Annotated in this window: 9 protein-coding genes; 6 read left to right on the top strand and 3 right to left on the bottom strand. The window is 48.1% G+C overall.

The features are described from left to right. Window positions 1-245: 245 nt before the first annotated feature. A complete protein-coding gene (locus IQ260_RS20915; RefSeq protein WP_193995035.1) occupies window positions 246-677 on the bottom strand; it encodes a hypothetical protein in 432 nt (143 codons plus the stop codon). A gap of 501 nt (window positions 678-1,178) precedes the next feature. Next, the gene (locus IQ260_RS20910) at window positions 1,179-1,421 is read right to left on the bottom strand and encodes a hypothetical protein (protein WP_193995034.1); all 243 of its coding nucleotides are present in this window, start codon (window positions 1,419-1,421) and stop codon (window positions 1,179-1,181) included. A gap of 201 nt (window positions 1,422-1,622) precedes the next feature. On the opposite strand from IQ260_RS20910, the gene IQ260_RS20905 reads away from it, so the two are divergent. From IQ260_RS20905 to IQ260_RS20895, 3 genes are all read left to right on the top strand, one after another. Continuing rightward, window positions 1,623-2,900, top strand: coding sequence for an ISKra4 family transposase (locus IQ260_RS20905; protein ID WP_193995033.1), 1,278 nt, complete (start codon window positions 1,623-1,625; stop codon window positions 2,898-2,900). Between the two features lie 175 nt (window positions 2,901-3,075). Then, entirely contained in the window at window positions 3,076-3,801 is a 726-nt protein-coding gene (locus tag IQ260_RS20900; protein WP_193995032.1) for an alpha/beta fold hydrolase, read from the top strand. Window positions 3,802-3,915: 114 nt separating this feature from the next. Further along, a complete protein-coding gene (locus IQ260_RS20895; protein WP_193995031.1) occupies window positions 3,916-4,452 on the top strand; it encodes a DoxX family protein in 537 nt (178 codons plus the stop codon). Window positions 4,453-4,740: 288 nt separating this feature from the next. Here the strand turns inward: IQ260_RS20895 and ttcA are convergent, their stop codons facing one another. Continuing rightward, window positions 4,741-5,538, bottom strand: a complete 798-nt coding sequence (gene ttcA, locus IQ260_RS20890) for a tRNA 2-thiocytidine(32) synthetase TtcA (RefSeq protein WP_193995030.1) — start codon at window positions 5,536-5,538, stop codon at window positions 4,741-4,743. Window positions 5,539-5,997: 459 nt separating this feature from the next. On the opposite strand from ttcA, the gene glmS reads away from it, so the two are divergent. The 3 genes from glmS to IQ260_RS20875 all read left to right on the top strand — a co-directional run. Continuing rightward, on the top strand, window positions 5,998-7,890 hold the full coding sequence (gene glmS / locus IQ260_RS20885; RefSeq protein WP_193995029.1) for a glutamine--fructose-6-phosphate transaminase (isomerizing): 1,893 nt from the start codon (window positions 5,998-6,000) through the stop codon (window positions 7,888-7,890). 245 nt (window positions 7,891-8,135) lie between these two features. After that, a complete protein-coding gene (locus IQ260_RS20880; RefSeq protein ID WP_193995028.1) occupies window positions 8,136-8,600 on the top strand; it encodes a hypothetical protein in 465 nt (154 codons plus the stop codon). Then, the coding region (locus IQ260_RS20875; RefSeq protein WP_228016316.1) for a ParA family protein at window positions 8,600-10,149 on the top strand (1,550 nt) is incomplete at its 3' end. The genes IQ260_RS20880 and IQ260_RS20875, both read left to right, overlap by 1 nt.

The raw sequence follows: 10,149 nt of genomic DNA, 5'->3' as shown, positions 1-10,149 counted from the left end.
CTCCGCGAACCTATGATGCGCTCAACGAGGCCATCGCTGATGCTATTGATGAGATCCATCAAAACGATATTATTGGATGGTTTACTCACTGTTGTTACTATACTCAAAACAACTGAGAAACGCTATATATCAGCTTATCAAAGCACCTTGATACATTTTTACAAGCTGATGTTGCTGGCTAAAAGGATTACTAGGCCTTTAGAAACATATCTACACTGGATTTCAAGCCATGTTCCTTTTTGTTATCAGGATGAATATGGCGAACTTTGATATAAGGCTGCAAAGAAAGTTTTCAAAATATTACGGTCGCCAACGATGTCTAGTTTAGCAGGAACAATACCCTGAAATGTTCTCTCAAGGTCAGCAAAGTCTGATGTCCAGGTAACAGTTGGTGGCTTTTCGCTACTATAAGTCCCCTGTGCAGCTAGTCCGCCTTCTTTATCTACTTTCACATACCAACTTTCAGATGGTTCGTCTGTAATGCAAAACTGAATCACAAACGGATTTTTCTCTCCTACTGTTTTCCAGTAAGTTTCTTTGAGTTCAAGTAAAATTTTAATTCCTTCTATTCGTTCTGCAGAGCTGAGTTTTGATCCTTGATCTAAAATTTTGCGTTGATTTTCATCCAGATTGTTGCGCAGCTCTTTTTCATCAATTGCTATCTGCCAAGGTTTCATTTTATAGTTACAGCCTCACTATTTATCCAGTTGTACCATACTTCCTCACTCAGCTTTAGAAGCAGTACCCCACTTAGTAATAAATCCTATGAGAACCATCACTAGTTATGGAGTACTTGGCTATTTTCTTACAACTAACTTCTTCTCCACCATCAAGGGCTCGTATTGTCTTGTTCTGTCCTTGCATTCCAAAAACCTTGGAAGGATATTATAAATAATATAAGGGTCGTTGTGACATCCTCTAAGAGGTGTTATTGCTACCAGTGAATTAGATAACTCCTCTCTTTAGAATTTTGCGTGCGGCGACAAGATTCTAAACTGCCTTACCGACACCCAAACACGCCATTTGGGATATCCGTAATATTTTTCTGCTGGGTTTTAGGGCGGGCAGCCCCGCCCTAGCCATTGGAGTTTGGGGCACTCAGAGGAGCCCTAAACAGCCGGTTTTGCCTCCTAGCCAACGCTAATGATACTCAGCAGAGAGGTGCGACGCGTCGCACCCTACACTCGGACTCGTTTGGTTAGAATGGCCATGACCTCGTTGGGGCGTCCCGTTGCTAACGGGCGACTCCAGTCGTTGGGTTCGGCGTAGTTGAGTTTAAACAGCAGGGAAATGGTCCCCTGCACTGAGGCGGGCGTACCTAGCAGTAGTACCCGCACATGGTTGTAATCATAGTCAGGCAACGTCCCGTCGGCAGGGGGCTCCGTGGGCGCGCCTGCGCCCTGATGCGAATCGATAAACATAGACTCTGATCTCCAAAAATAAACAATGGGAGGAAACCAGAGCCATAAAATAGCCACCCCACGCATATGCAAGCTGGGGTGGCATCAGGTACATTAAACCTGCGCTCCCAGGCTGGTTGCTTGGGTGTGACCTATTTTTGATGTTGCATCAATCGGGCGCTATAGTGAAGCAATATTTAGTAGAAGTGAAGTGTAAGCTCAATGAGCGCAGTTATCGTAGAGAGTGATGCGAGTTCAGTCACTATCCAAATTACGATTCCGTTTGAAGGTTCCATGCTAGCGAGCGAAGAGAGTATCCAAACTCAGTTGAACGCAGCGGGCGTATTGGCCAGTGGGAAAGCGTTAGAACAGTTCGATACGGATGGCTCGCCGTTAGCGGTGGGTCGAGTAGTCTACACAAGCAAAGGCCGACAGCCGAAAAGCTATCAAAGTCCGTATGGGAAGGTCTCGATAGACCGACACGTGTATCAAAGCAGCGAAGGGGGAGCGACCTTTTGTCCGTTAGAAGTCGATGGACGGATTATCGTGACCTCAACGCCGCGATTTGCCAAACAGATCAGCCATAAGTATGCGGAAATGAGTGGCCCCCGAGTGGTCAATGACCTGGGAGAAAACCATGGGCGTCAGGTGCCGCGCTCATTTGTGCAGACCTTGGCAGAAACCGTCGGCAGCATTGCGTTGGCCCAAGAAGAAACCTGGCACTATCAAACGCCAAAACCATCGGAGCCAATCGCCACGGTCAGCATTGGCTCCGATGGCACCTGCATGCTGATGTGCGAAGACCATTACCGAGAAGCGATGGTCGGTACCATCAGCCTAGTTGATGCCCAAGGCGAACGACAGCATACGACGTACATCGGTGCGAATCCTGAATACGGCAGAGAGCGCTTTTTCAAGCGGATGACTGGCGAGATTGAACATAGTCGGAAACTGTTCCCAGACGCTCATTATCAGGGGCTCGCAGATGGTGCACCGGAGAATTGGGCTTTTCTAGAGCCTCTCACCGATACCCAAGTCCTGGACTTTTACCATGCCTGTCAATATTTGAAGGGGGTGGCCAAAAGTCGCTATCCTCGCAGCCACAGGCAACGTGAAGCCTGGCTAGCCGAACAATGCCAGGCCTTAAAACATGACACCGGGGCCGCTGACAAAATCCTGGCAGAGATGCAGTCGATAGATGATAGTAAGCTCGGGAAAAGCAATCGTGAAGCCCTCCAGGCCGCCATCACTTACTTTCGCAATCACCGCCATCAAATGAACTATGCTGAAGCAATCGCCCAACACTTACCCATTGGCTCAGGGGTCACGGAAGCAGGCTGCAAGATTATTGTTAAAGCTCGATTGGGTGGGGCTGGGATGAAATGGAAGGATGCCGGAGCCGCCATCGTATTGAGTCTAAGAACACTCAGTTACACCGCTGGAAGATGGCCACAATTTTGGGCAAAGATTAACCAATACGGATTTTCTCTCGCTTCTTAACGCCACATCATATTTAGGTCACACCCGGTTGCTTCAGCTTGAGGGTGAAGTCGCTAGCGTAGTGTTGGTTGCACTCGCTGGCGGCGCTAAATTATGGGCTCTGTGGTAAGGCCGTAAACAGCCATAGAGCTAAGAGTAGCCATAACTCCTGACTGAGTCAAGGGGTAGTTTTGTTATGCGTATTCTTTGGTGCCTCCACGGCAACCTGCAACAGCCCACCGTATGGGATAGCCTGACCGAGAGACTTGCCACGCCCACACTGCAAGTAAAGTCTCTCAGCCTGTGGGATAGCCCAGCTGATAGCTGCTGGGCTTGGGCCGATACGTTTTGTCAGCACGTGTCTGCAACAACTTCTAAAACAGCTGCCGAAACTCAAAACTATCTCCTTGGGTATTCCCTGGGGGGACGATTGGCACTGCATGGGTTGCTCACCCAACCAGACCTGTGGGCCGGGGCGATTATCGTCAGTGCAGACCCAGGCACAGCCGATGTGCAGCAGAAAGAGCGGTGTTTGAAACGCGATCGCACCTGGGCCAACCGCTTTCTTACAGAATCCTGGCAGCCGCTGCTGACCGAATGGGATGCTCTGAGCGTTTTTTGCGATCGCCCCTGCCTTACCCCCCGTCCAGAATCCGCCTTTGACCGTCAGAAAATTGCCCATGCCTTTGAAGCCTATTCCAAAGGCCATATGGACGATTTGACCCATTCCTTAAAAGCGCTGGCGCTGCCAATTACCTACATCACTGGCTCAGACGACCAGCGTTATGGTGGGCTAGGTCAGACCTTGCAAGCAAAGTGCCCTAGCCTGACCCACAGACAAATAGCCGATGCCGGCCACCGAGTGCCATGGGAACAGCCTGATGCATTTCTGTCCATACTTATGAATGCTCTAGGCCTTTAGCGTAATGACTCCACCTAAAGAAGGACCTGAACACGTTTAGGTTTGCATTTCTTAATTAGCTGGTTACAATTTTTAATATAAGCAATACTCAATCTCATACATAGCTTTTAGCCCATGGCACTCAACCTTTCCTTAGTCTCTCTGTTTAAACCCAACGTCAAGCTAAATTTACCGGCTCAAACCACCTTGGCTATTGTCCGCGTAGTTGTCGGTATCATGATGGTCCACAACGGCTTTGATAAGCTGGCCAATATCGAAAGCTTTGCTGCTGCTTACGTAGAGTACATCGGGTTACCGTTCCCCATTTTTCTGAGCTACATCGCTGCCTACACCGAACTGATTGGGGCTCCTTTGGTCGCTTTTGGCTTGCTAACTCGCCCTGCCGCCTTGGGTCTATTCGGCACCATGTGTGTGGCCATGTATCACCACATCAAGGTGGCCGGTCTGAGCCTGCCTTACCTAGAGCTGTCTGCCATCTATGCCGCCATATTCTTGTTCTTCACAGTAAATGGAGCGGGTCTCTTCTCCGTTGATGGCCTCATCACCTATGGGCTCAACAAAAATGCCCTGTCACTAAAGGCTAAGCAGGTGATGAAGCTTGAGAAGACTTACGCAGACTCTCCTTCTGAAGAGACTGCTGTGAATTCTTAGGGCACCTGAAATCTTGCACCTGATGGAGAGGCGCTAACCCGCCCTGGGTTTCCAACCCAGGGCTAACCGAAGGGTGTCCACTGGAAGGGACACAATCATTGAAGCTGGGGTTTTAGGTTTTGCTTCCACGCTGCTTAGCTATGCTTCAACCGGTCCACGACCGACACCCGCGCCTCCACACCCAATTGTCCCTTTAGTGGACAACCCTCAGTTAGCGCTAGGTTTCAAACCTAGCGCGGGCTTCAGCCTCACGATCAACTAGGCTGCTCCGGGTAGGGAGCAGCCTTTTTAGCTTTTATCGGTCGCTAACCCTTGAAAGTCAAACAGCTCTCTATCCGCTAGCTGAGAAGGCGACACATTTTGAATGCTACGAAACAGGCTTTCAGTGCGGCCAGGAAACTCTTGTTCCCACTGTTGCAACATGTGTTTTATGTTCGCCCGCTGCAGATTTTCTTGAGAACCGCATAGATTACAAGGAATGATCGGAAACTCCCGATAGCGGGCATAGCGGGCAATGTCATGCTCTGGGCAGTAGGCCAGGGGACGAATGACCATATGTTGGCCATCGTCGGTGCGCAGCTTGGGCGGCATCGCCTTCAAACGTCCACCATGGAACATGTTCAAAAATAGGGTTTCTACAATATCGTCTCGATGATGCCCCAGGGCAATCTTAGTAGCCCCTTCTTCGCTAGCCACCCGATAGAGAATGCCCCGGCGTAGACGAGAGCACAGACCGCACATTGTTTTGCCTTCAGGAATAATGCGGGTCACCGTGCTGTAGGTGTCTTCCTCCACGATGCGGTAAGGCACCCCGACAGACTCTAAATAGTTGGGCAACACCTGTTCTGGAAAATCAGGCTGTTTCTGGTCAAGATTGACTGCCAGTAAGTCAAAGTGGATCGGGGCGCTGCGCTGCAGTGACATCAGCAGCGACAGCATGGTGTAGGAATCTTTGCCCCCGGACAGGCACACCATGACCTTGTCGCCCTCTTTAATCATGGCATAATCGTAAATGGCTTTACCCACTAGACCGCGCAGGCGAGCTTCCAACTTTTTGGCATTTTTGGAGGGGAGGGTGGCAACCATGGAGGCTGGGTAATGACGTGGTTTTTGCTATTGTACGCCACGAAACCAGCGGCATATTCAAGCCACCCGACGAATATCAGGAACCTCGGTGCGGACTTTACCTTCATCAAATGTGTTGTGTAGGCCAAGTTTCTAGTAGGTTAGCCTTTTAGAAAAATATCTACCCAATGCCCTATGGCAGAATATCCGTTTTTCAAGAGCTAGATTAGGAGAGTTCAGACCATACTTGATCTTCAACTAGTCTTAGCGAACTCTTGATTGATAACGGTATTGAACACAACAAGCATCGACCCAGATGCCAATCAAACTCGTAGTATCGCTGGTGGAAAACTGGATTTCTGAATTTGAGCTTAAATAGTCCAGTTCCCCCATGGCAAGCATAAGTCAGTCTAAATACCTAAGCTCAGTAAAGCGTCAGCAACGCACCAATATTAAATTCATCGCTAAAGGAGACATCATATGTGCGGAATAGTCGGTTATATCGGCACTCGGGCCGCTAGCAATATTTTGATTGAAGGCTTGCGGAAGCTGGAATACAGAGGTTACGACTCAGCTGGTGTGGCCACCGTCAGCGAAGGAGAGCTGAACCGGGTGCGGGCGAAGGGCAAGTTGCAAAACCTACAGGATAAGTTAGACGGTCTAGAAGACCCGGCTCGCCTGGGAATTGGCCACACTCGCTGGGCCACCCATGGCAAACCTGTAGAGCACAATGCCCATCCCCACACCAGCGGCCGCATCGCGGTGGTCCAAAACGGCATCGTCGAAAACTACCGCGAACTGCGAGAATCGTTGATAGCCAAGGGCTACGAGTTTCAGTCTGAAACGGATACTGAAGTCATTCCCCATTTGATTGCTGACTATTTGGCCCAGGGGGTTACTGGCCCCCTAGAGTATGAATCAACTTTTCTAGAAGCGGTGCGTCAGGCGGTAAACGACCTGGATGGGGCCTTTGCCCTGGCCATCGTCAGTGCGGATTTTCCGGATGAGCTGATTGCGGTGCGGCAGCAGGCACCGTTGGCCATCGGTTTTGGTCAGGGTGAGTTTTTCTGTGCCTCGGACACCCCTGCCATTGTGCCCTACACTCGGGCCGTGCTGCCCTTGGACAATGGCGAGTTGGCCATGCTCACCCCGCTCGGAGCTGCTGTTTATGACTTTACGGGCAGACGGCTGAAGAAGCACCCCATTACCCTGAGCATCAGCCCCACCATGGTGGAGAAGCAGGGGTTCAAGCACTTCATGCTCAAGGAAATCCACGAGCAGCCTGGGGTGGTGCGCAGCAGCTTAGAAACCTATCTAGACAGCGACTGGACAACCGACAGCGAGGGCTCTCCCATCAAGCTAGGGTTGGATGCCAGCTTGCTTAGCGACCTCAACCATGTGCAAATTCTGGCCTGTGGTACCAGCTGGCACGCTAGCCTTGTGGGTAAGCATCTGCTAGAGCATCTGGCCGGGATTCCAACGGTAGTGCACTATGCTTCAGAGTTTCGCTACTCGCCCACGCCGCTGATTGCCAAGGCGTTGACCATTGGTGTGACTCAGTCTGGGGAAACGGCAGATACGCTGGCGGCGTTGGATATGGAGCAAACCCGACGCACGGAAAGCGACAATTCCGCCTTTGCACCCAAGATGTTGGGGATTACTAACCGCCCGGAGAGTTCCCTGGGACGGATGCTTCCCAATGTCTTGGCTACCCATGCGGGTATTGAAATTGGTGTGGCGGCCACCAAGACATTTGTGGCCCAGCTGATGGCGTTTTACTTTCTGGCGTTGGAGCTAGCCTATCAGCGTAAGACTTTATCCAAAGAGCAGCTAGCCGCGATGATTGAGGGCATGCGTCAGCTGCCAAACCACATGGAGCAGGTGATTGCACAACAGGAGAGCTATACCGAAGAGCTGGCCCACAGCTTTACGGAAACTCAGGACTTTATCTTTATTGGTCGCGGTGTCAACTATCCCATTGCTCTAGAAGGGGCGCTTAAGCTTAAGGAGATTAGCTATATCCATGCAGAGGGCTATCCGGCAGGTGAGATGAAGCACGGACCGATTGCGCTGTTGGATGCCAAGGTGCCGGTGGTTGCGATCGCAGTCCCCGGCTCTGTCTACGACAAAGTACTCTCCAATGCCCAGGAAGCCAAAGCCCGCGATGCCCAGCTAATCGGCGTAGCTCCGGCCAACGACCCCGAGGCTGAGCACACCTTTGACACCCTACTACCGGTTCCTACCGTAGATGAGCTTCTCTCTCCCATGCTGACGGTGTTGCCCCTGCAGCTGCTGTCGTATCACATTGCCGCCCGTCGCGGTCTGGATGTGGATCAGCCCCGCAACTTGGCAAAATCCGTCACGGTTGAATAAGAAACTATTGATCGACATCAACCATTGTACAAGCCCCAGCTAGGATTTCTATGGAGATCTGGCTGGTTTTTTTTAACAAATTTGATTCTTTTGAGGGAGATAGCGAACTGACCGATTATTATCAAATGTGTGTGGCATGGCTGATAAAACTGATCACCAGTACAGCAATTGTTGAACTCTAGCTATACTTACTAGCTAGAGTTCAACAATTGCCTGAGTGTAAAAGCTTCCTGAAAAATTGATGTATGCCTACAATTCCTTTTACTGATAGAGAAATGAAAAGAGCCTGGCGTGAAAACTTTCAGGCTTCTCAAGTAGCGTCACGAAGTAATGCTAATCGCTTACTTCTTTTTTATTCAGTAGAGTGTGGCTTAAAAGCGATTTTGATGCAGCGACGTGCTGTGACTTCTACAGACTTGTGTAATGAAATAGGAATTGCTCAACATAACATAAATAAACTTTTGGACTATCTAAGTGCTGGTAGACAGCTCAAACTACCTAGCCCGTGCATGTTGCCTCCAATTAGAGTCAAAGGGGATAAAAGACTGAGAGAGCTGACATCCGGCCAGGTTAATCAAATGTGGAGATATGGAGGTAGGGTGTCACACATATTGGACGAGCGAAGGAATGAGATTCAGCTTACTGACGAATTTGTAGAGAAAAAACTAATGGAAATAGCGGAATGGATTAAGGGAGAATTGAATAAGTAATGCGTACATTAAAGTTTTCAACCTGGTTAGATGTTAGAAGGATTATTCGTAAGAAGACTTCTAATAATACTCGCTTACCGAAAGGTATTAATGCTATTTCTTGTTTTTCCGATGCCCTGGAAATTAGTATTTCGAATCATGCAGATGAAGGCTTGATAAAATCTTACTTAAAAGAATGGTTTGGAGATTGGTATTTAGAGACAGAAAATTTTATTCAGCTTGATTTGGGCGATTCTCGTTTGCCGATTGAATTCTTCGTTGATTCGCCGCCTCTAACTGTAAGAGATAGTTCTATTCGACCATTTTGGACAGAAGTTTCCTATGTTGAATACAATGACTCAGAAACAGAGGAGTCTTTCTTGCAATCAAGCACTTTGCGGAAAAGTTTTATTCTCCCAGAACCTGATTTGCAGACTCCCTCTTTGATTAGCTTTTATTCCTTCAAAGGTGGAGTTGGAAGAACATTACATCTAGCCTCATATTTGTTTGCACTATTGGATAGTGCGAAAGAATTGAATCAGGAAATCAAAATTTTGGTGATTGATGCTGATTTAGAGGCTCCTGGTCTTACGTATTGGGATAGAGTAGAGAGCCAACAACCTGCTGTATCCTTTATTGACTTTCTTGAAATATATCATTATTCACCAATAGATACTAAAGAAACTGTAAGGATTTTTGCTGAAGAAGTTAAGAAAACTCCTAGATTCGCAGGAAAATCATCTTTTTATTTTTTACCTGCTTGCTTAAGCGATCAGCAGTTGTTGGATACACCTGTTTTACCTGAACACCTAGTGAGAAGCCCTGGAGGAGAATGGTCGGTCGCAAATTCTCTGCATCAGTTGGGAAAAGCGTTATCGGTGGATTACATATTGGTAGATTTACGAGCTGGGCTCAGTGAAATCTCTAGCCCTCTTATCTTTGATCCCAGAATTCAGCGATTCTTTGTTACGACAGCTACAGAGCAGTCAGTCGCAGGGTTGAGCCTTGTTCTCGAGCAGACAAATCATATTAAGCCATCTGGTATTCTCGGTAAGGTGTTTTATGATCCAACAATTATAATTAGTTTCTTAACCCCTGAGTTAAAGTCTCTCAAAAGATTTGAAGACGTCTTGTTGAGGTTTAGGATCATATATGAAGCATCGGAAGAAGAGATAGCTGAAGATGATTTTTACGCAACAAGTTTAGTTATTAGAGAGACTGACTTTTCTCAAGAACTTCTTTACATTAATAATTGGGAAGAGGCAAGAAAAAAGCTATCTGCTACTTCAGTTATGAAAAGTGCAAAGGAGTGGTCAGATTCTCAATTGCGCTTACTGGTAGATGAAAATCCTGAAATTAATAAAAATCAAGACCTCTCAAGTTTGCTAGCTCAGGTCCATGACTTTAGAGATATATGTCGACGATACGAATTCGCAGAAACTGGCGAAGGAGAAGGGTTACTGATAACTGAACCATTGAAGAATCTAGCACTCAATTTTCAGCGAGATTTGCCACGCATAGTTTCAGTTGGAGCAAAAGGCTCTGGTAAAACGTTTATATATATACAGTT

It is taken from the genome of Leptolyngbya cf. ectocarpi LEGE 11479 (genome assembly GCF_015207065.1).
In the GTDB taxonomy this organism is placed as follows: domain Bacteria; phylum Cyanobacteriota; class Cyanobacteriia; order Phormidesmidales; family Phormidesmidaceae; genus Leptothoe; species Leptothoe ectocarpi.
The sequence above is the reverse complement of the archived record's forward strand: the minus strand, read 5'-3'. Positions and strand labels throughout refer to the sequence as shown.